This is a genomic window from Sulfurimonas xiamenensis, from assembly GCF_009258045.1.
Classification (GTDB): domain Bacteria; phylum Campylobacterota; class Campylobacteria; order Campylobacterales; family Sulfurimonadaceae; genus Sulfurimonas; species Sulfurimonas xiamenensis.
Map to the genome: position 1 here is coordinate 1108191 of NZ_CP041166.1, position 21570 is coordinate 1129760.

Sequence of the window (21570 nt, forward strand, 5' to 3'; positions counted from 1 at the left end):
ATCACTATACATAAAAGATATGAAAATGAAAAACATAAACCTGAAGATAGCGGATATAACACAAGAAGATGTATGTGCAGTGGTAAATGCGGCAAACAGTTCACTTCTTGGCGGCGGCGGAGTGGACGGTGCAATTCACCGCGCGGGCGGAGAGCAGATACTTAGCGAGTGTAAAAAGCTCAGAGCCTCTCTGCATCCTGATGGACTGCCTACCGGAGAAGCCGTTGCGACAACTGCAGGAAATATGAGGGCAAAATATGTGATTCACACTGTAGGTCCTGTTTATTCATCTTGTAAAAACCGCTGCGAAGAGCTTCTGGCAAACTGCTATATAAACTCACTAAAAGCAGCTTCTGAACTAAAGTGCCACAGTATCTCGTTTCCTGCCATCTCTACAGGCATCTACGGTTATCCAAAGGGTGAGGCAGCTAAAGTTGCCTACAAGAGCGTCAAATCTTTTTTGGAAACTAATCAGAGCATGGAAGTTAACTTTGTGTTTTCTTCAAAAGAGAGTTACGACATCTTTGCAGATGCCGTCAAAGAGTTGTAAAATAAAGGATATCAAAGAGGCTAACAAGTATAATTATGAATATTCTTACAGGATTCTACAAATGAGCATATTTGCCCTACAGTCAGAGGCAGGCGGTTTTTTGGACGAAGGTTTAAAACGCTTCAATAAAGAGTTTGACGATTGGTGTGTTCAGTTTGACAACTATGAAGATGCCAATCTTATGAGACAAAATCTTGGCAAAAAAATAGTTGCGGAGGTTGTAGAGATCACACCTTTGAGCTATCCGAAATATTTTTTTCATACTCTTAAAGGTGTTATCCATGCAACAAGACAGATCGATGATAAGATCATCTGCATTGTTGAACCGTATATGGGTTCAAACTTTCGTATCGCGGTGTGTGACTTAACTACAAAAAAAGTGACTATTACAAAGACCAGCTATAAAAATGTCTTAAGTGTAGAGGGTGCTTTTGCACATTTTGAACTGAAATGAAGTATAAACGCCGAAGTCGGGTTTATGTGTTGAAAGCAGAGACATCTTCTTACAAGCGACAAGATACTATACGAGAATAAAACATCACAACACTTTATATCTTGCTCATGCGGGGTTTGAGGAGCAGTTAAGAGAAATATTTAACAACTACAAAAATATGTTCAAGCTTGCGAAAGAGTTCATAGCAAAAAACACAAAAGAGACAAAGTGTTAACACAAAAAAAGACAACTTTAAAAAGAATTTGCCTCTTCTATATACATTTACCTTTTATTCAGTTATACTTCCCTCAATAAAAGATGATTCGAGTTACATCTTTAGTCTGCTTTACATTGATGACCTAGTTAACAGTATAATCCGCTACTAAAAGAAAAGCTTCATATTAGATTTTAGACCACTTCAGCAATGAGGTGTATTCAAACACAAAGGTATTACAATGGCAGCATTAGTAAACGGTACAGTTAAATGGTTCAATGGTGAAAAAGGTTTCGGATTTATCGAACAAGAAAATGGCGGTAAAGATGTATTCGTACACTTTCGTCAAATCAACAGCACAGGCTATGGTCGTGTTTCATTAAACGAAGGTCAAAAAGTTACTTTCGAAATAGGCGAAGGCGAAAAAGGTCCTCAAGCAGAAAACGTTACAGGTCTGTAATCTTTTCGCGTGAGTGGATTTATCCGCTCACATACTTTATATATATTTCCACTCTATTTTTCTACTAAAAAATATAATACAACTTTATTTAAATATTATAATTCCCAACAAAACCCTTTTATATATGGCATAATATAAAATTAAAATTTACTTTTGTTTTTAGGATTTTTATGCTCAGAAGAACTTTTTTTATTTTTTTTATATTTGTCATAAATACATATGCAAACATACTTCAAGATGCTATCGACTCCTCGCCTCCAGGCTCTACTTTGAAACTCTCTGCCGGAATTTATAAAGGCAATATAACCATAAAAAAGCCTATAAACATTGTCGGTAAAGAAGATGGCGTTATTATAGAAGGAGAAGGCAGAGGAAATATCATAACTATCAAAAGCTCACATGTAAAGCTCAAAAATCTAAATATAACAAACAGCGGAAGCAGATTGGACATTATGGACTCTGCCGTTTTTATAAACAACGCAAAATATGTAGATATTGATAACTGTAAAATAAAAAACTCACTTTATGGTATCTTTTTGGACAATGTAAATAATTCCGTCATACAAAACAATACCGTCTCCTCAAACGGTGAGAAAATAGGCTTTAGAGGTGATGCTCTTAGACTCTGGTTTAGCCATAACAACACTATAAAAAACAACAAGTTTATAAAATCAAGAGATATTGTTTTAATGCGTTCAAATGATAATAATATTTCTAAAAACTATATGCAAGAGTGCAGATATGCTATATTTACACAGTACTCAAAAAATATTACGCTTATAGACAATATACTCAAAAATAATGCTGTAGGCATCTTTTTAGAAGCGAGTAATGATATAAATATAAGTAGCAACTCCATAAAAGGAGATCACGGAGCACAAACTAGCCTTGGCATAATTTTAAAAGCTGCGTCAAATATACATGTAGAAAAAAACATCGTTGCTGAGTGCAATCAAGCACTCTATATTGACAATTCCCCAAAAATTAGAGATACAAAAAATTGGATTTTGGATAACAAGATTATATTCAGCACAAGAGGTTTGAATTTTAAAAACTATAGTGTAAAAAATGTCATAAAAAGAAATGAGCTATTTGGAAATATGGACAATATCATGAGCGACAGCCGCATCGGTTTAACAAATCAAAATGAGATAGAATCAAACTACTGGGATGATTATGAAGGATTTGACATAAACAAAGACAATATAGGTGACACTCCATATAAAAAGCATCTTTATCTTGACGCTCTTTCATTTAAAAACCATAAGTTAGGATTTTTTTACGGCTCTGCAGCATTATCCATGTTAGACTTTTTACTAAAAATTGCTCCTTTTGTTCAGCCTGTTTTGTTAGTAGAAGATAGAAAACCAATATTTAAAATATCTCATTAAATATCTATTATTTTCTTGATGCAAAATTCAAAAAAAATAATACAATTCCATTCTAAATATTATCACTTAAACAAGAGGTCAACCGTGTACAAAATACTTAAAGCACATCCGACAAAAGAGCAGATAACAAACTTCAATATGAAAATTGCTGAAGAAGACGATTATGTCGATTATGTCATTGATTTAAATACCCTCGACGAAGATGCTAAAAAAGAGCTCTGCTCTTTATACGACATAGACGATAAAGATCTAAATCAAAAAGAGAAACTGCAGCTTAGCATCTCTTCTTCGGTATAATTTTTTAGTAAGAAACTTGACATTTTCTTAAAATCGTTACTATAATAGTATAGACTTATTAAAGGATATGTTATGTGTAAAGATGCAATTGTATTTCGCAACAAACCTGAAGGTGTAACTCTTGAAGCTGGAGTCACATATATGATCTGCACATGTGGAAGAAGTAAAGATGGTATTTTTTGTGACGGAAGTCACAAAGGAACAAAATGCATGCCCAAAAAAGTAACTGTTGAAAAAACGAAGCAGTACCACATCTGCATGTGTAAGACAAGTGCAAACTTCCCTTTTTGTGATGGTACTCACAGTATTTATACCAATGAAGATATCGGCAAAAAGATTCAATCCTGACTCTCACTCTTTGAGAGGGTAAGAGTGTTCAAAATTGACACATACTTTTGGACACTCTTTATATTATTTAACTTCTATCTTTTTCTTTTTTTTCACTTTTTTCTCTCAACTTAGGAACAACAACTTCCAATACACCATTTTCACAGCTAGCATTGATATTTTCAGCATCAACACCATCGTGCAGCAGAGTAAAGCTTCTGAAAAATTTTAGATAACTACTTTTTATTTAGTTTCCTTAATTACTCTTTTATATTACTATTAAAAAGTTTACTAAAATCAGTCGGAAACGGGAAAACTATCGTATTTGTTTTGTCGCTTGAGATATCGCTCATGGTCTGAAGATAACGCAGCTGTATTCCCAAATCATTTTTGCTAAGTTTTTGTGCTGCCTCTAGAAGATTTTCACTTGCTTCGACCTCCCCTTTTGCATTGATAACTTTTGCGCGGCGCTCGCGTTCTGCTTCAGCCTGTTTTGCAATAGCTCTAACCATACTCTCATCAAGGTCAATATGCTTTATCTCAACATTGGATATCTTAATACCCCATGCATCAGTCTGTTTATCTAAAATCTCCTGTATATCACGATTCAACCGCTCTCTCTCGGCAAGCATCTCATCAAGTTCATGTCCGCCTAGCACAGAACGAAGAGTAGTTTGTGCAAGCTGACTAGTTGCATCATAAAAATTCTCTACTTGAATAATGGCTTTTTCAGGATCTATCACTCGAAAATAGACAACCGCATTTACATGCACAGATACATTATCATGAGAGATAACATCTTGAGTAGGAACATCAAGAACAATTGTACGAAGGTCAACCCTTACCATCTGTTGAATAAAGGGAATTAATATAATAAGTCCCGGTCCCTTAACCCCCGTAAAACGCCCAAGCGTAAAAACAACTGCGCGCTGATACTCTCGTAAAATACGAATAGCAGCAGCTAAAAAAGCAATTGCAAAAAATGCCATATATATCGCTGTTATATTTAAATCAAAAAACATTGTCTACTCCTTAATTGGTTTAACTTTTAAAACAAGACCTGATCGTTCAATAACTTGAACATTTTGGCCCACAGATAATTTACTCTCACTTACAGCACTCCATGTCTCACTATGACAATGCACCAAATATCCTTTCTCATTAGAATCAATAACATTAGCAACTGCACCGATCATCTCCTCTGCGCCTGAAACTACTTTAGCCGATCTTGAGCTTAAAAAAAGTTTCATAACTAAAATAAAAAAGAGAAGACTGGAAAAAGTAAAAGCAATAATTAGCGGAATAGAAATACTCTGCCCAAGAGTATCAGCATCAAATAAGAGAAGTGAGCCAAAAGCAAAAGCAATAACACCGCCAATACCCAAAATACCAAATCCTGCAATAAAAACCTCTGCAACCATAAAGGCGATGCCTAAAAGTATAAGCAATAACCCCGCATAATTAAACGGTATCATATTCAATGCATAAAGTGCAATCACACCACAGATAAGCCCAACTACTCCAGGAAAAATAGAACCTGGATTCATCAATTCAAAAAAGATACCATATATAGCTATCAGTATAAGTATATAAGCAATATTTGGATCAGTAACAATAGATAAAAATTTAATTTTCCAGTTTGCCTCAAAACTATATATCACTGCATCTTTTGTTTTAAGCGTAATACTTTTGCCCGAAACAACTACACTCCTGCCATCAAGTTTAGCAAGCAACTCTTCACTGTCTTGAGCTATCAAATCAATCACACCATATCTAAGAGCATCAGTAGCAGAAATACTTTTCGACTCTTCCACGGCAGATAACGCCCAAGTTACATTGCGGTCACTCAATTGGGCTAAACTTTTAATATATGCTACAGCATCGTTCAATGCTTTTTTTTCAAGAGTAGACATAGCACTGCTGTTTAAATCATCTATTTTTGGTGCCGGCATTAAATTTATCGGAGTAGCAGCACCAAGATTTGTTCCCGGAGACATGGCTGCAATATGAGAAGCATAAAGAAGATATGTACCGGCACTAGCTGCTCTTGCACCTTTTGGAGAGACATATGTAACAACCGGTATAGAACTGTTTGTAATACCCTGAATTATCTCTCTCATGGATGTTGAGAGCCCGCCGGGAGTATCTAACTCAAGAATTATCATCTGAGCATCTCGATCCCTTGCAAAGAGCATACCATCTTTGAAATATTCACTGCTTGCAGGTCCCACAGCCCCTTTTATCTCTAGCTTCACAACAGTAAAACTATCTGCTAAAAGTGGCAAAAGTGTTAAAAGCAACAGAAAAAGTAAACGCATCAACATTTAACCGCCTTTATAGTTTAAAATAACGCTCGATTTTAGTGCCACACTCCCTCAAGCAAATAACCGCAATATGGGCATTTACCCTCCTCATCAAGGTCGTTTGTTACAAACTGTCCAATATTGCCGCTTCTGTCAATCACTTTTTTCTTACAACTAGGGCAATATGTTGATTCATAATCTTCATTATCGACATTGCCGACATAGAGATATTTTAGCCCCTCCTCTTGACCTATTTTATAGGCACGAAGAAGAGTCGATTCAGGAGTGCAAGGAACATCAAGCATCTTGTAAGTAGGATGAAATGCCGAGAGATGCCACGGTATAGAAGTATCAAGCTCTGCAATGAATTTTGCGATATTTCTTATCTCTTCATTTGAATCGTTTTTGCCCGGAATAAGAAGAGTTGTTATCTCTATCCAGATTCCCTTTTCATGAGCATACTTTACAGCTTCAAGAACAGGCTTTAGTCTTGCGCCGCAGATCTCTTTATAGAACTCGTCGGAAAAACTCTTGATATCAATATTCATCCCGTCTATATAAGGCTCGAGCAAATCTATAGCTTTTCGCGTCTCATAACCACTTGTTACATAGATGTTTTTCAAACCCTTTTCGTGCGCAAGCTTTGCAGTGTCATAGGTATACTCAAAAAAAACTATCGGTTCATTATATGTATATGCTATTGATTCGCATCTATTTTCAACTGCTAATTCGACTATCTTTTGAGGCGGAAGTTCACGCCCGACAATCTTATGTTCATGTTCTTTTGGATATTGGGATATATCGTAGTTTTGACAAAATTTACAAGAGAAGTTGCATCCCACCGTTCCCACGGAGAAGGCTCTGCTCTTTGGCAGAAAATGAAACATCGGCTTTTTCTCTACGGGGTCAATGTTTACCGCGGCGGCAAGTCCATAAACAAGAAGTTTAAGCTCACCACCTTCAACTTTTCTTACACCGCATATACCATACTCACCTTCATCTAGCTTACATGCATGCGCACATGCCTGACACAATATCTTTCCGCTATCTAGCTTTTTACTTAGCCATGCTGTTTGTGACATCTTGCTATCCTTAATTTTACTTCATAAAATGAAGGACATCCTTCACTTATTTATAACGATGTCGGAAATAGACCCTCAAGTGGTACCTCAATTCCGCCACTTACACTAAAAACCCGCTATGATCACAAAACTTTAGTTTCTTTAGAAAAGTTTGACACTTTCGAGAACTTAATAGGTTATTTATAAATCAGCGGAACAAATGCAAAACCGTAGTGCTCATTAGCATCAAACTCCCCGCCCTCTTTTTTAACAATTTCAAAAACTGAACTTTGAATCGGGATGACAAGCTTTCCTCCGACTTTTAGCTGTTTGATAAGCTCATATGGAAGTTCATCGGCAGCGGCAGAGACTAAAATGCGATCAAACTTCTCGCCCGCTATGCCAAGCTCATCTCCTGATTGAACTATCTTAGCATTTTTAAACTTATATTTCTTTAAGTTAAAACTTCCAAATTTTACAAGCTCACCCACTCTCTCAACTCCAGTTACAGAGCCGCCCTCTCCCACAACATAAGCTAGTAGAGCAGTTGTCCACCCTGAGCCGCTTCCTATATCTAAAATCTTATCTCCCTCTTTTGGCGAAAGCATCTCAAGCATCATAGCAACAGTTCTTGGCTGAGAGATTGTTTGTCCATTACCGATGCCCAGAGGATAATCTTCATAAATGTCCATAGCACTTCTATCGGCTACAAAATCCGCTCTGTCGACATGTCTGAAAGCTTCTATAATTCTGCTTGAGTGAAGCGCGCCAACATTTATAAGATAATCAACCATCTCATTGTTTGAGTACATAACTATCCCTCCTTACAAAAGTGATTCAAGAGCTTTAAACTCTAGATTGTGAGCCTCGGCAACAGCGCGATTTGTTAAAGCTCCATTAAAAACATTGACTCCCAAAGCCAATGATGCATCATTTTCAATAGTCTTAATCACTCCATCCTTTGCCAATTTTCTCACATAAGAAATCGTTGCATTTGAGAGCGCTACGGTAGATGTTTTCGGATAGGCTCCTGGCATATTTGCCACACAGTAGTGTAATACTCCCTCTTCTATAAAGGTGGGGTTTGTGTGAGTTGTAGGGCGAGAAGCTTCGGAAATACCTCCCTGGTCTATCGCTATATCCACAAGCACGGCTCCCTCTTTCATCTCTTTTAATATCTCGAGTGAAATAAGCTTCGGCGTCGCCGCTCCGCCATGAACGAGTACCGCACCGACAACCATATCTGAACTCTTTATAGCCTCTAAAAAAGCATTTTTAGAGTACAAAAGAGTTTTTACATAAGGAAGCTGCTTTTTTAACTCCTCCAATTTTGGTGAGGTTCTATTGATAACCGTTACATCCGCTCCCATTCCTAAAGCTATCTTAGCCGCGTTAAATCCGGCATTACCTGCGCCTACTACCAAAACTTTTGCCGCCTCTACCCCGTCTGAACCGCTTATTAAAACACCCTCACCGCCTTTATAACGGCTAAGATGATAGGCTCCGACAATCGGCGCCATAAAGCCTGCTATTTTACTCATTGGTTTTAAAAGAGGAAGTTCATTGTCTATTGTAACCGTCTCATAAGCAATCGCGCAAACTCTCTTTTGCATTAAAACAAGAGTAAGTTCTTTTAAAGGAGCAAGATGCAGATAACAAAAGAGAGTATGCTTCTCATTTAAAAAACCGTACTCTGAGGATTGCGGCTCTTTTACTTTTACTATTAATGTTGCTTCTTTATAAAGCTCTTTGGCGCTTATTGCTATTTTTGCACCCGCTTTTATATAATCCTCATCAGTAAAACCGCTTCCGATTCCTGCACTGCTTTGAACAACTACTTTATGCCCCTCATCAACCAACAAGCCAATATTTGAAGGGGTTATTCCAACGCGAAACTCATCGGTTTTCACCTCTTTTGGAACTCCGATAATCATATCTTAACTCCTTAATTGTAATAAATTTATTGTCTAAAAATCATAAAACCAATCTTTTGATTTTCTTGAAAAAGGGTACTGCTTATAAAACTCTTCTTCATCTAAAACAAATCTAAAATTTTGCATATACTTATTTATAAGCTTATAGGCTTCATTTATCTCTTTAAACTTTTTTGCATCACCCTGTGGCATATCAGGATGATATATTTTTGATAATTTAAGATACTTCTCTTTTAATTCAGCCTGTGTTATACGCGTCACTATATCTAAAGCTTCAAGAGCTTTTTCAAACTTTTCATAATTCATAAACTATATCACTTTTAATTTTTTATTTAAACAATCACTAAATATGTAATTAACACCGATCTCAAAAAGCTCTTTTGCCAGCTGAGGATTATTTACTGTATAAACACCTACAAAAAAACCGGTTTCTCTTAACATTTTAACTTTTGTTTTATCTACTAAGGCATTATCAATATGATAAGCATCTACCTTCAAACTCTTTAGATACTCAAGAAGATTATCAGGATCTCTTCCCTCAACCAAAGCTGCGCTGGGCACATTTGGCAGCTTTTCTTTAACTATTATTAAATATTCATGCCTAAACGATGAGATCAAAACACGCTCCTGCACTCCTGCCTCTTCTATCTCTTTTGCAATTGTTTCTATAACTATTCTATCCTCAAAACAGTTAGACATATCTTTAATTTCAATATTTATAAACAGACTATTCTCTTTTATAAATTCTAATGCCCTCTTAAGAGTCAAAAGTGGCTCTTTATGATTTTTATATTTGTAAAACCAGCTTCCATAATCCAACATGCAAAGTTCTTCAAACATAAAATCGCAAACTCTGTAGGGTTTTTTATCTCTAAAAGAGTCGATTTCGGCTATATTGGTAGTTCTTTGAAGCGTATTATCATGCATAACTATAACTGTCCTATCTTTGCTTAGCTGAACATCTATCTCTATAAAATCACACTTTCCTATGCTCTTTTTTAACGCCGAAAGAGTGTTTTCGGGTGCGATAGAGCGTGCACCTCTGTGAGCGGCGACAAGACCCTTTTTCTTCATTAGTTCTAAAAATTTCATGCACTATTCTATCATTTATTTTATCCAATCTCATCTTTTGTGGTAAAATTGGTGCGAAATTAAAAGAGGCGGCATCTATGCAAGAGAGTAAAAAAACCATCTACTCGTGGGCACTTTACGACTGGGCGAACTCTGCATACGCAACAACCGTTATGGCAGGCTTTTTCCCACTCTTTTTCAAATCATACTACAGTGCAGATGTAGCGGTTACCACTAGTACCGCCCATCTTGGGATTGCCAGCTCAATATCGAGCCTTGTAATCGTGTTTATCGCTCCGCTCCTGGGCTCTATTGCGGATGTTCACTCTCTTAAAAAAAGATATCTTTTCCTATTTGCTTATCTCGGCATATTGATGAGCGCAATGCTCTCTCTTGTTGGAGTAGGAGAGTGGCAGGCGGCACTTTTTATATATATTCTAGGCAATATAGGTTTTATGGGCTCAAACATATTTTATGACGGGCTTTTAAAATCCGTCTCAACCAAAAAAAGTGTCGATTTTGTCTCGGGGCTTGGCTTTTCGCTCGGCTATCTCGGCGGGGGAGTACTCTTTAGCATAAATGTCTGGATGTTTCAGGATTTTGAATTTTTTGGGTTTGAAAACCAAGCCGCTGCCATAAAAGCATCATTCGTAAGTGTCGCGCTCTGGTGGGCGTTCTTCTCCATCCCCCTCCTTCTGTTCGTAAAGGAGGACAAAAGCACCAACGCAGCTGCAACGACAAAACTAAAAGATGGATATTTACGACTAAAAAAAACTTTCTCTAAGATCAGGCAGCTTAGACATCTATCCCTCTTTTTAGTAGCCTACTGGCTCTACATAGACGGCGTAGATACAATTATCAGGATGGCGGTAGATTACGGAATGGCGCTTGGATTTGACTCTTCAAACCTTATTTTAGCTCTTTTACTTGTTCAGTTTGTCGGATTTCCCGCAACGCTTCTCTTTACTAAAATATCTGAGATCATGGGCACAAAGGGTGCGATTTATCTTGCCATCGCTATCTATCTATTTATAATTATATGGGCGGCTCAGATGATGGAGGTTTGGGAATTTTATATGCTTGCAGTGATGATCGCTCTTGTTCAAGGCGGTATTCAGGCACTTAGCCGCTCATACTACTCAAGGATGATTCCAGAGGGATACTCCGCCGAGTTTTTCGGTTTTTACAACTTTATAGGCAAATTTGCGGCGATTTTCGGACCTCTTCTTATAGCCATTGTAGCACTTGTATCCCAAAACTCAAGAGTATCTATCGCCTCTATCTCTATTTTGTTTATTATAGGCGCAATTCTGCTCTACTTCGTAGATGAGAAAAAAGGAGAAAAAGAGCTCAAAGATGCTCTTCTCTAGAGCGTTTAAGCTCGCGCTCTATAGCATCTCTAACTCTCTTTACTATCTCGCCATACTCCATAGAGTGCGGCTCTATAGGCTCTAAAAATGTCACCCTTATTTTTCTTGGTCTTGGGAAAAGCATTCCTGCTCTAAGTGCTTCAAAACTGCCGTCAATTACAACTGGGATGATGGGTGTCTTAAATGTTTTAGAGAGCATAGCAAAGTATGGTCTAAACTCCAAAAGTTCTCTATCTCTTGTTCTAGCCCCCTCAGGAAAAATAACTAGATTATTTCCGCTTCTTATAGGAAGTGCGCAGTAGATCATCGTCTCTTTAAGGTTTTCGTTTGCATCTATCAAGATGGTCTGTCCATGTTTTGCAATAGGCTTTAAGAGTTTTGTACCAAAGACCTGTTTATATGCCAGAAAAAAGGTTTTTTTTAAAGTTTTGTACGGCAATGCGGACTCTATAAAAAATCCGTCAAGCATACTCTGATGTGAAGGCGCTATTATGCATGCCTTTGATGAAATATTTTCAATCCCTCTGACTTCAAAACGAAAATATAACCTAAAAAACGGATAAAGAAGAGTCTTATATAGAGACATAATAAAAGGAGAGTATACTAGTTTTTCACTGCTTTGCTCTCTTAGCAGTTCATCCCATTCTGGTTTGACAACTCCTATCTTTTTTGCATTGACTTTTATGTAACTATAGAGTGACTCAAGTTTCATAATTTTTGAGAAAGCAGCTTCATCTATTTTTACTCCAAAACTCTCTTCAATAAAAACAAAAAGCTCTACATAATTAAGCGAATCAAGTTCAAGGTCAAGTTCGAGATGAGAAGATGGCAAGATCTCTTTTTTAGTCAAAGTTGCTATATATGATTTTAAAATTTTATATACCTCATCACTGGGTTCATCTTGAGTTGAAATATTATCGTTTTTATCTGATACAAGAAATTCTTTAAGCACCGTCTTGTCAATCTCGCCTGATTTTGTCTTTACAAGCGGTTTTGTTAAAATTTTATAGCCCTTTACCTTCTCTTGCTCAAGAGCTTTCATATTGTAAAGCTCAATTGCATACCATTTTATCTCATCTTCTATATTTATAATTTTTGCTTCTTTTAAAGCATTAAAATCAGGATAAACAAATGCAAAAGGATAACCATTAAATATAATTACTCCAATCTCATCAATAAACGAAGTATAAGATAATATCTTCTCCTCTATTTTATGTAAATCCATCTTTTCTCTTAATTCTAAATTTTTAAATCTATAGTATCCAAGATGCAAATCTATTGTCAAGCATAATTATAATATCAAGCCTAAATTAAGAGCCAAAAAGTTAAAATACACCAATAAATAAATAAGGTAATTTTTGTTAAATCTTCCTAATATACTAGCGTTTTCACGCATTTTTTTAGCACCGTTTATGTTTTGGGTTATTTTGAATCCCGACTATTTTACTGACAATGGTTACCATATAACATGGAACTACTACTTTGCTTCGCTTCTTTTTGTGCTGGCAAGTGTTACGGACTTTTTTGACGGTTACATCGCAAGAGAGTGGAACCAGATGACAATGCTTGGTGCCATTATTGATCCTCTTGCTGATAAGATGCTTATAATTGCCGCATTTTTAGGGCTTATGATGATAGGAGAAGCAAATGCATGGGCTATCTACATTATCATCATCCGCGAGCTTTTTATAACCGGAATCCGCACCGTAGCCGTAAGTGAGGGGTTAAGCGTAAAAGCATCATGGGCAGGAAAGGTAAAAACCGTTGTACAGATGATTGCCATCGGATTTTTGCTTATGCACTGGCCCCTTGGAAGTGAACTTCTCTGGTTGGCAGTCGTGCTCACGCTCTACTCAGGCTTTGAATATCTTTGGGAGTTTAGAAGAGCACTCTTGGGAGTTAAAAAGTAATGAGTTTTATAGTATCTCTTTTAGTTCTATCTGCACTTATATTTTTTCATGAATTAGGACACTATTTTGCAGCCCGCGCGATGGGTGTTTATATTGAAACTTTCAGTATTGGTTTTGGACGAAAAATAGCTTCTTTTCATAAATGGGGCACTGAATGGAAATTAGCACTTTTTCCTCTTGGCGGTTATGTCAAAATGAAAGGACAAGATGATAGTGATCCCTCTAAAAAAAGTTATGATATAGACAGTTACAATGTAAAAACACCATCTCAAAAGATATTTATTCTTCTAGCAGGTCCTCTTGCAAACTTTGTTTTAGCATTTTTTCTCTACTTTATAATAGCTTTAGGCGGACCAAATATTCTTTCACCTGTAATTGGCGAAGTTGTAAAAGATTCTCCCGCTTTTGTTGCAGGATTAGAAACAAATGACACCATTCGTTCCATTAACGGCGTAGAAATCACTACATGGAAAGAGATGGCAGAAATTATTGAAAAATCAGAAGGTTCTTTAAATATAGAACTTGAGAGAGCAGGATATATTCACTTTATAACACTTATGCCAAAAATCACGCAGACAACAAATATGTTTAACGAAGTGATTGAGAAGAAGATGATTGGAATCGGCAGTGCAGGAGTTTCTCATAAACTTGAATTGAACCCAGGCGAAACACTCTCCTATGCAACTGATCAAACCATTCAAGCATCGACTCTTATTTTTACAGGACTTAAAAAACTCATTGTCGGAGAAGTGCCGGCAAAAGAGCTTGGAGGTGTTATATCTATAGTAAAACTTACTTCCGACGCGACAGATGCGGGCTGGATGAGTGTTCTTTTTTTTGCTGCTCTTATATCTGTAAATCTTGGCGTTTTAAATCTGCTTCCCATTCCGGCACTTGACGGCGGGCATATAATGTTTAATCTTTATGAGCTTATACTTAGAAGAGAGGTAAGCGAAGAGATTATGATAAAGCTGACTATTGCAGGATGGGTAATTCTCTTTTCACTTATGGGGCTTGGAATTTACAACGATATAAATAGACTAATAGGATAAAAAATGAATGACGAAGAATACAAAATTTATATAGATGATATTATCAGACGGGTTGAGTCTGCAAGAGTTAAATTTAGCGAATATCAGATTATTAAAATTGTTGCAATTAGCAAATACTCTACAACCAAAGAGATAGAAAAATTATATAGAATTGGTCAAAGAGCTTTTGGGGAGAACAAAGTTCAAGATCTAAGAGCAAAAAGCAGTGAGCTTGAAGACCTGCCGCTGGAGTGGCACTTTGTAGGAAATCTGCAAAAAAACAAGATAAACAACCTTCTGGACATCAACCCTGCTCTTTTTCATGGACTTGATTCGCTAGAGCTTGCACATGAGCTGCAAAAGAAACTTGAAGCAAGAGAGATGACACTGGAGGCGCTTCTTCAGATAAACTCTGCAAAAGAGGAGTCCAAACACGGCGTAATACCAGAAGATGCGGTTGCAATTTACAACCAGATAAAAAAAGAGTGTCCAAATATCCACTTAAGAGGCGTTATGAGCATCGGCGCGCATAGTGATAACAGAGCGGTAGTTAAGAAGAGTTTTGAGACTACTTATGATATCTATAAGCAGTTAGATGGTGCTACGATCTGTTCTATGGGGATGAGCGGGGATTTTGAGCTGGCTATCGAGTGCGGGTCAAATATGGTTCGTCTCGGCTCAATAATGTTTAATAAGTAACTCTCCCCCTTAAGAGGAGAGTTATCAACTTCTACTCTATTACTTTTCTAGCGTTGATAGGCTGGATAGGTCTATTGTTAGCATGATGGAAAGTATCTAAAAACTCTTTTGTCTGCTCTTTAGAGATAGTCGAGTAGTTTTTAAGAACAAGCCATCTTACACCCTCGCTGCACGGCGGAGTAGTTAATGAACCGTTAAATCTGTAGTAATCTTTATCTTCTGGCAAAAGCGCATTTACTTCATCCGCAGAGATACTCAAAGACTCTTTGCCACCAGCTTTCTTAGGCATTTTAGCCCACACTTTTTTTAGAAACGGATTTTCTGCTCCGTCTTCGAACATCAACCCTACAACCGCTAAAGAGCCATCTTTTGTTGCATGAACAAAGTGACCTTCAAGAGGGAACTCTTTGCCGTCTATCTGATTCTCACTTGGTGTGTGAAAATGGAACTGAATAAGCGGAAACTTGATACTATCTACAGTAATACTGCTTCCCGCATCAAAATTAACCTGAATAGTATGACCGTTGTTTATCACAGATGATATACCTGTCTTATAGTCAAACCCGATCTTCTGCATATTCTCTGCTTCAACTGTTACTTCTGAAGTAATATTGATAGGAGATTGGCTTTTACCATCTTTACACATACTGTAATCAGCAGAGAGAGTGCCCCAGTTCTCAGGACCTTCGTGTCCAGTATATCCCCAGTGAGCTGCTCCCTCTGATGCTAAAAGAGCTGTACTTAAAAGTAGAGCCGCTATACTGCTTCCTAGAACTTTACATAGTTTCATTTATGAACCTTTATTATAAGAAATTTTTATTTATAAATTATATCATTAAAATTTAAAACAATATAATTAATTAATATTTTTTTCTCTATATCTTACTGCATTTCTAAATGAATTTTCTATACACTCTATTTGATAATCAATCATTTTATAAAATGGATTTAAAAATTTATCTAAATCATCTTTATGGAGACTCTCAATCTCCCATTTTTTCAAAAGTTCCAAAACTATTAAAGTTGACTCTATTGTTGATAAACAGTACTCAGCAGGCTGCTCTTTTATCTTAAACTGTGAAACTCTTGATGTTTCAAAACTTATATGTTTTATATTTTGCAAATTTTTAGACTCTCTTATCATCTTAAGCGAACATGCCCAAGTCGAATCTATAATAAATATTGCCATATCTTTTGTATTATCAATATTTTTTTCAAAATCTATGCTTTTCACACTTATATTAATGGCATCTTTTGATGGATAAAGTATATAACTTTGATATGTTGAGATTATCTCATTTATAGCACCATTGTTTGTAAAATCAATGCCAACAAAAAGTTCTGAGTTTTTAAGAGACAGGTGAGTTAAATGCCCCGTACCGTTTTTTACTTTTTTAAACTCTTTTGGATGCATAAGTATTACAAACTTTGTCTTTGTCTCTATAGGATTAACATATCCGCACATGCATGAACTTTTGGGTCTGTAACAACTATAACACTTCTCTCTATCACCATAATATGTTTTCATAAAGCGAATTATACTAAAATTGCGCTATGAAATTAAAACAGAGATATGACCTTATAGTTGTCGGTGCCGGTGCGGCGGGAATAATTGCAGCAATAACTGCAGCAAGATTGAATGATAAAGTTTTACTTTTAGAAAAACTGCCCCAAATAGCCTCAAAACTAAAAGCTACAGGAGGCGGACGCTGTAACCTGACAAACACTCTGAACAATGAAGAGTTCATGTCAAAATTTGGGCGTAACGGCCGCTTTATGCAAGATGCTTTAAAAGAGTTTGATTATAAAACACTTATAAACTTTTTTAAAGAGATAGGAGTGGATACTCATGCGCCTGATGGTTTTAGGGTTTTTCCAACCTCGCACAACTCATCAACAATCATATCTGCTCTTATAGATGAGATGCAAAGAGTCGGTGTAGAGGTTTTGGTATCGCAAAGAGTCGAAAAGCTTTTAGTTATAAATAATCAAATAAGCGGTATTCAAACTACAAATAATATTTTTAACACAAAAAGAGTCATTGTAGCAACTGGCGGGCTTGGATACCCTACTCTCGGAGCTGATGGAGATGGATATAAAATGGCACAAGAGCTTGGGCACAAAGTTACCCAGCTGTACCCGGCTATGATGCCGCTTTATACAAAAGAGAAGTGGGTTAAAAATTGCAGAGCTGACACAATAGCCAAAGTTGAACTTAAAGTTGATATGAAAAAACAGAGCAAAATAAAGGTATACGGAGATCTTATTTTTACAAAAAACGGTATACGCGGTCCGGTCGTGCTTGACGCGGCAAGAGATTTAACCCCGCTTTTAGAAAAATACGGCGAAGTGCCAATTTTGCTAAACTTCACAAAAGGGATGAATGAAGAGCAAATAACAAAGTATTTAAAAGAACTGTTTTCAAAAGCTCCACACTTAACTATACTTGAACTTGTAAACACTCTTCTCCCTCTTGAGCTTTCAAATGAAATCTGCAAACTGGCAGGAGTAGAAGCTCATTTATCATACAAAAAAATAGCAGGAGAACAAAGAGCAAAACTTATAAATCTTCTTGCCTGGACACCGCTGACAGTTATAGGGCATGAAGGCTTTAAGATGGCTATGATAACCCGCGGCGGAGTTGATTTAAGAGAGATAAACCCAAAAACAATGCAAAGCAAAATAGTAGATGGATTATACTTTTGCGGAGAAATCTTAAATCTTGACGGTCCATGTGGAGGCTATAATCTCCAATGGAGCTTTGCAAGCGGCTATCTTGCAGGTGCAAGTTTTAGTAAAAATACCTTTATTGAAAATATCTAATTGAAGCAAAACCATACGCTTTTGTTTTGGCAATAAGATCTATTTGCGCCTTTTCTACAATACCTCCAAGGGCAAAAACTTTTATATCACATATATTTAAAAGCTTTTTTAAATCATCTATCCCTTTTGGTTCACCTTTTCCCGGAGAAGAAAATATAGGGCTGTATGTAACTGCATCAGCACCAAGTTTTTGAGCCTGTAAAACTTCCATATAAGTATGCGTGCTAACAATAACTTCCAGTCCCAATTCTTTAGCACTTTCAATCTCTTCAAACTGGGTAGAAGTAAGATGAATGCCTGTTGCATTTAACTCCTTTGCCAGTTTTGTATTTTGATGTATAAAACTTTTAATATTTTCAAATTCTGAACAAGTTTTTACGAAATCCGCAGCCTGTTTGTCATAATTTTTATTTAGTTTATCTCTGTAAAGAGCATAATGCGGCTTGTGTTTTTTAAACTGTTTTTGTAAAATTGAACAAAAACTTTCTGAATTATTTGTATAAAATTCTTTGGAAGTTATAAGATATTTTTTCATTGTTTCTCTCATATATTTTATAATTTTTATCACTGAAACAGTTATATCAAATTTTTAAAATTTTTTTACTTTTTTTACTATATTAAAATTATACCCTGTGACAATTAATAGAGCTTTTAGTGACGCAAAAGTGACATATTTTATTATAAGTTTTTAACTTCTTATCTTATAAACTGCGTAAATTATTTTAAAGAGGAGCTATCATGGTTGAAAATATTTTAAAAAGAGATGGCACATATAAAGAATTTTTACCTTTTAAAATTGAAGATGCTGTCAAAAAAGCTTTCAAGTCTCAAAATATTACTTATGATAGTTCTGTATTTTTCAATGTTCTTGACGACTTGAAGACAAGAAGAGTCGTTGCTGTTGAAGATGTACAAGATTTAATCGAAAAAGAGCTTTATAAAGCTAGATATTATGATGTTATGAAATCTTTTATGGTTTATCGCCATACTCATAAAATGCAAAGAGAGCATATGCTCGATGAAGATACGACATACATCAGCTCTACTCAAACTATAGAAGAGTATATTGGCGGAACAGATTGGCGCATAAAGGCCAATTCAAACACCGGTTACTCTAATGCAGGTCTTGTCAATAACACCGCAGGTAAAGTAATCGCAAACTACTGGCTTGATAAAATATATTCAAAAGAGGAAGGGTATGCTCATCGCAATGGTGACTACCATATCCACGACCTCGACTGTCTTACTGGATATTGTGCAGGCTGGAGTTTAAGAGTATTGCTTGATGAAGGTTTTAACGGAGTCAGAGGAAGAGTTGAAAGCGGTGCGCCTAAACATTTTCGTGAAGCACTGGGTCAAATGGCAAACTTCTTAGGTATCTTGCAAAGTGAATGGGCGGGTGCACAGGCATTTAGTTCTTTTGATACATATCTGGCACCTTATGCATTTAAAGATAAACTCTCTTTTTATGACATTAAAAAAGCTGTTAGAAGTTTTGTGTACAACTTAAATGTACCTGCACGCTGGGGTCAATCGCCATTTACAAATATTACGATAGACTGGACAGTTCCTGCTGACTTAAAAGACCAAACACCGACATCAAATCAGCAGCATCTTTTTAAAGATCTTCTTGACAGCGAACTTGAAGAAGAGGCAAAACACAGAGGTGCAAAATCTCTTGAAGAGATGACATACAAACATTTTCAAACAGAGATGAATCTCATTAACAAAGCCTACTACGAAATTATGACTGAGGGTGACTTGACAGGTCAGCCCTTTACATTTCCGATTCCGACAGTAAACATTACTGAGGACTTTGACTGGTATGGCGAAAATACAGATATTTTGTTTGAAAACACTGCAAAAGTAGGTTCGTCATACTTTCAAAATTTTATCGGTTCACAATTCAAAAGAGATGAGAATGGAAACTTAGTAGAGAATCCTGAAGCATACAAACCAGGGCATGTTCGTTCAATGTGCTGCCGCTTGCAGTTAGATTTGCGTGAGCTTCTCAAGCGTGGCGGCGGCTTATTCGGCTCAGCTGAGATGACTGGTTCAATCGGTGTTGTTACTATCAATATGGCCCGTTTAGGTTTTCTCTACAAAGGTGATAAAGAAGCTCTTTATAAACGCTTAGACGAACTTATGGAAATGGCAAAATCTACACTTGAGAAGAAGCGAGTATTTATCCAAGATATGTATGATAGAGGTCTTTTCCCATATACTAAACGCTACTTGCCAGGATTTAGAAATCACTTCTCAACCATTGGTGTTAATGGTATGAATGAGATGATTAGAAATTTCACAAGCGACAGCTATGATATAGCAGACAAGCGTGGAGAAGAGTTTGCTATTGAACTTCTTGAACATATCCGTGACAGAATGGTTGAATTTCAAGAAGAAACAGGAAATCTTTACAATCTAGAAGCAACTCCTGCTGAAGGAACAACTTATAGATTTGCTAAAGAGGATAAAAAACGATACGGGGATTCTATTATTCAAGCAGGCATGGGAGAAAACATCTACTATACAAACTCATCTCAAATTCCTGTTGATTTAACAGATGACCCGTTTAAAGCTTTGGATTTACAAGATGATTTACAGTGTAAATATACGGGAGGAACGGTACTTCACCTCTATATGAAAGAGGCTATAAGTTCAACAGAAGCTTGTAGAAAACTGGTTAAAAATGTAATTTCTAACTATAGACTGCCTTACATTACAGTAACTCCGTTATTCTCTGTTTGTCCTAAACATGGATATATTCCAGGAGAACATGAGTATTGTCCGAAATGTGATGAAGAGCTTTTAAGCGAAATCACAGTCGCATCTTAATAAAGGAGGTGAAAAAAAATGAGTAAAAATGAAGCTTTAGCTATGTTAAAAGACAAAAGACAAAAGTGTATCGTTTACACAAGAGTTATGGGTTATCACAGACCTGTTGAGAGTTTTAATGTAGGGAAAACTGGTGAGCACAAACAGAGAAAACAATTCGCTGAGTGCTAAGGTTATATATGATTTAACATCATTCACCCACTTGGATTATCCAGACCACCTATCTTGTATAGTGTGGTTTAGTGGGTGTAATATGCGATGTGATTACTGCTACAACAAAGATATAGTTTTTGCCAAAAACGGCAAGTACAGTTATGAAAATATCCTCGATTTTTTAAAAACAAGAGTTGGTCTGCTTGAAGCAGTTGTTTTATCTGGCGGTGAAGCCACAACACATGATTTAATCCCATTTTGCCGCAAGATAAAACAACTTGGATTTAAAATAAAATTAGATACTAACGGAACAAATTTTTTAATTGTAAAAGAGCTTGTTGCACTAAATCTTTTGGATTATGTGGCACTTGACTACAAAGCTCCAGAAACAAAATTTACACAAATAACACACTCTAACAGATATGATGAATTTTCTAAAACTCTTGATTTTTTGATAAAAAGCAAATTGCCATTTGAAGCCAGAACTACTATTCATAATGATTTATTAAATACTGATGATATTAATAAAATTATAGATGATTTAAAAAAACGCGGTTATAAAAACAGCTACTTTATTCAAGAATTTTTAGATACAGGTTCTAATATTGGAAATCTTCAAACTCCAAAATCTAAATTTGACAGATCACTTTTACAAAATGATATCAATATCGTTTATAGATAATAAATATACATAGAATTTATTTTCAT

24 protein-coding genes and 1 pseudogene are annotated in these 21570 nt (G+C 36.2%); 13 read left to right on the forward strand and 12 right to left on the reverse strand.

Annotated elements, in window-relative coordinates:
* Positions 1-25 precede the first annotated feature (25 nt).
* The 6 genes from FJR47_RS05580 to FJR47_RS05605 all read left to right on the forward strand — a co-directional run bounded on the left by FJR47_RS05580 (position 26) and on the right by FJR47_RS05605 (position 3693).
* Positions 26-550, forward strand: a complete 525-nt coding sequence (locus FJR47_RS05580) for an O-acetyl-ADP-ribose deacetylase (RefSeq protein ID WP_152299462.1) — start codon at positions 26-28, stop codon at positions 548-550.
* Positions 551-611: 61 nt separating this feature from the next.
* Positions 612-1004, forward strand: coding sequence for a hypothetical protein (locus FJR47_RS05585; RefSeq protein ID WP_152299463.1), 393 nt, complete (start codon positions 612-614; stop codon positions 1002-1004).
* Between the two features lie 434 nt (positions 1005-1438).
* Complete coding sequence (locus FJR47_RS05590; RefSeq protein WP_152299464.1) at positions 1439-1657, forward strand: cold-shock protein; 219 nt, start codon at positions 1439-1441, stop codon at positions 1655-1657.
* Between the two features lie 170 nt (positions 1658-1827).
* Entirely contained in the window at positions 1828-3048 is a 1221-nt protein-coding gene (gene nosD / locus FJR47_RS05595) for a nitrous oxide reductase family maturation protein NosD (protein WP_152299465.1), read from the forward strand.
* 84 nt (positions 3049-3132) lie between these two features.
* A complete protein-coding gene (locus tag FJR47_RS05600; RefSeq protein ID WP_152299466.1) occupies positions 3133-3345 on the forward strand; it encodes a hypothetical protein in 213 nt (70 codons plus the stop codon).
* 72 nt (positions 3346-3417) lie between these two features.
* On the forward strand, positions 3418-3693 hold the full coding sequence (locus tag FJR47_RS05605) for a CDGSH iron-sulfur domain-containing protein (RefSeq protein WP_152299467.1): 276 nt from the start codon (positions 3418-3420) through the stop codon (positions 3691-3693).
* A 67-nt stretch (positions 3694-3760) separates the two neighbouring features.
* On the opposite strand, the gene FJR47_RS05610 is transcribed toward FJR47_RS05605, so the two are convergent.
* The 8 genes from FJR47_RS05610 to FJR47_RS05645 all read right to left on the reverse strand — a co-directional run bounded on the left by FJR47_RS05610 (position 3761) and on the right by FJR47_RS05645 (position 10062).
* Positions 3761-3919: an Hsp20/alpha crystallin family protein gene (locus FJR47_RS05610; protein ID WP_152300292.1), complete on the reverse strand. Its 159-nt coding sequence runs from the start codon at positions 3917-3919 to the stop codon at positions 3761-3763.
* A 13-nt stretch (positions 3920-3932) separates the two neighbouring features.
* Complete coding sequence (locus tag FJR47_RS05615; protein WP_152299468.1) at positions 3933-4694, reverse strand: slipin family protein; 762 nt, start codon at positions 4692-4694, stop codon at positions 3933-3935.
* 3 nt (positions 4695-4697) lie between these two features.
* On the reverse strand, positions 4698-5996 hold the full coding sequence (locus tag FJR47_RS05620) for an NfeD family protein (RefSeq protein WP_241691007.1): 1299 nt from the start codon (positions 5994-5996) through the stop codon (positions 4698-4700).
* A gap of 35 nt (positions 5997-6031) precedes the next feature.
* The gene (amrS, locus tag FJR47_RS05625) at positions 6032-7057 is read right to left on the reverse strand and encodes an AmmeMemoRadiSam system radical SAM enzyme (protein ID WP_152299469.1); all 1026 of its coding nucleotides are present in this window, start codon (positions 7055-7057) and stop codon (positions 6032-6034) included.
* A 176-nt stretch (positions 7058-7233) separates the two neighbouring features.
* A complete protein-coding gene (gene pcm, locus FJR47_RS05630; RefSeq protein ID WP_152299470.1) occupies positions 7234-7848 on the reverse strand; it encodes a protein-L-isoaspartate O-methyltransferase in 615 nt (204 codons plus the stop codon).
* 12 nt (positions 7849-7860) lie between these two features.
* Positions 7861-8970, reverse strand: a complete 1110-nt coding sequence (gene ald, locus FJR47_RS05635) for an alanine dehydrogenase (protein WP_152299471.1) — start codon at positions 8968-8970, stop codon at positions 7861-7863.
* A gap of 33 nt (positions 8971-9003) precedes the next feature.
* On the reverse strand, positions 9004-9276 hold the full coding sequence (locus FJR47_RS05640) for a DnaJ domain-containing protein (protein WP_152299472.1): 273 nt from the start codon (positions 9274-9276) through the stop codon (positions 9004-9006).
* Between the two features lie 3 nt (positions 9277-9279).
* Positions 9280-10062, reverse strand: coding sequence for a glycerophosphodiester phosphodiesterase (locus FJR47_RS05645; RefSeq protein WP_152299473.1), 783 nt, complete (start codon positions 10060-10062; stop codon positions 9280-9282).
* Between the two features lie 77 nt (positions 10063-10139).
* Here FJR47_RS05645 and FJR47_RS05650 point away from each other — a divergent pair, with 77 nt between their 5' ends.
* On the forward strand, positions 10140-11411 hold the full coding sequence (locus FJR47_RS05650) for an MFS transporter (protein WP_152299474.1): 1272 nt from the start codon (positions 10140-10142) through the stop codon (positions 11409-11411).
* Here FJR47_RS05650 and FJR47_RS05655 read toward each other — a convergent pair.
* Positions 11392-12636, reverse strand: coding sequence for a lysophospholipid acyltransferase family protein (locus FJR47_RS05655; RefSeq protein WP_152299475.1), 1245 nt, complete (start codon positions 12634-12636; stop codon positions 11392-11394). The two genes, FJR47_RS05650 and FJR47_RS05655, sit on opposite strands and share 20 nt — an antisense overlap.
* A gap of 133 nt (positions 12637-12769) precedes the next feature.
* On the opposite strand from FJR47_RS05655, the gene pgsA reads away from it, so the two are divergent.
* Genes pgsA through FJR47_RS05670 form a run of 3 tightly spaced genes read left to right on the forward strand, consistent with a single transcriptional unit; the run spans position 12770 to position 15051 of the window.
* Positions 12770-13321 (forward strand): CDP-diacylglycerol--glycerol-3-phosphate 3-phosphatidyltransferase, encoded by a 552-nt coding sequence (gene pgsA, locus FJR47_RS05660; RefSeq protein ID WP_152299476.1) that lies wholly within the window; start codon positions 12770-12772, stop codon positions 13319-13321.
* Positions 13321-14373, forward strand: coding sequence for an RIP metalloprotease RseP (gene rseP / locus FJR47_RS05665; RefSeq protein WP_152299477.1), 1053 nt, complete (start codon positions 13321-13323; stop codon positions 14371-14373). The genes pgsA and rseP overlap by 1 nt, the downstream gene beginning before the upstream one ends.
* 3 nt (positions 14374-14376) lie before the next feature.
* Positions 14377-15051, forward strand: coding sequence for a YggS family pyridoxal phosphate-dependent enzyme (locus tag FJR47_RS05670; RefSeq protein ID WP_152299478.1), 675 nt, complete (start codon positions 14377-14379; stop codon positions 15049-15051).
* A 31-nt stretch (positions 15052-15082) separates the two neighbouring features.
* On the opposite strand, the gene FJR47_RS05675 is transcribed toward FJR47_RS05670, so the two are convergent.
* Positions 15083-15841: a carbonic anhydrase gene (locus tag FJR47_RS05675; RefSeq protein ID WP_152299479.1), complete on the reverse strand. Its 759-nt coding sequence runs from the start codon at positions 15839-15841 to the stop codon at positions 15083-15085.
* Positions 15842-15907: 66 nt separating this feature from the next.
* Complete coding sequence (locus FJR47_RS05680) at positions 15908-16579, reverse strand: tRNA-uridine aminocarboxypropyltransferase (protein WP_152299480.1); 672 nt, start codon at positions 16577-16579, stop codon at positions 15908-15910.
* A 26-nt stretch (positions 16580-16605) separates the two neighbouring features.
* On the opposite strand from FJR47_RS05680, the gene FJR47_RS05685 reads away from it, so the two are divergent.
* Positions 16606-17874 carry a BaiN/RdsA family NAD(P)/FAD-dependent oxidoreductase gene (locus FJR47_RS05685; protein WP_152299481.1) on the forward strand — a complete coding sequence of 423 codons (1269 nt, stop codon included), beginning with the start codon at positions 16606-16608 and terminating at the stop codon, positions 17872-17874.
* On the opposite strand, the gene FJR47_RS05690 is transcribed toward FJR47_RS05685, so the two are convergent.
* Complete coding sequence (locus tag FJR47_RS05690) at positions 17858-18409, reverse strand: thiamine phosphate synthase (protein WP_152299482.1); 552 nt, start codon at positions 18407-18409, stop codon at positions 17858-17860. The two genes, FJR47_RS05685 and FJR47_RS05690, sit on opposite strands and share 17 nt — an antisense overlap.
* A gap of 203 nt (positions 18410-18612) precedes the next feature.
* Between FJR47_RS05690 and FJR47_RS05695 the strand changes: the two are divergent.
* Together FJR47_RS05695 and FJR47_RS05705 are read left to right on the forward strand one after the other, a co-directional pair.
* Positions 18613-20874, forward strand: a pseudogene (locus FJR47_RS05695) (ribonucleoside triphosphate reductase); the annotation flags it as partial.
* The gene (locus tag FJR47_RS05705; RefSeq protein WP_152299485.1) at positions 20843-21544 is read left to right on the forward strand and encodes an anaerobic ribonucleoside-triphosphate reductase activating protein; all 702 of its coding nucleotides are present in this window, start codon (positions 20843-20845) and stop codon (positions 21542-21544) included. The pseudogene FJR47_RS05695 and the gene FJR47_RS05705, both read left to right, overlap by 32 nt.
* Positions 21545-21570: the final 26 nt, after the last annotated feature.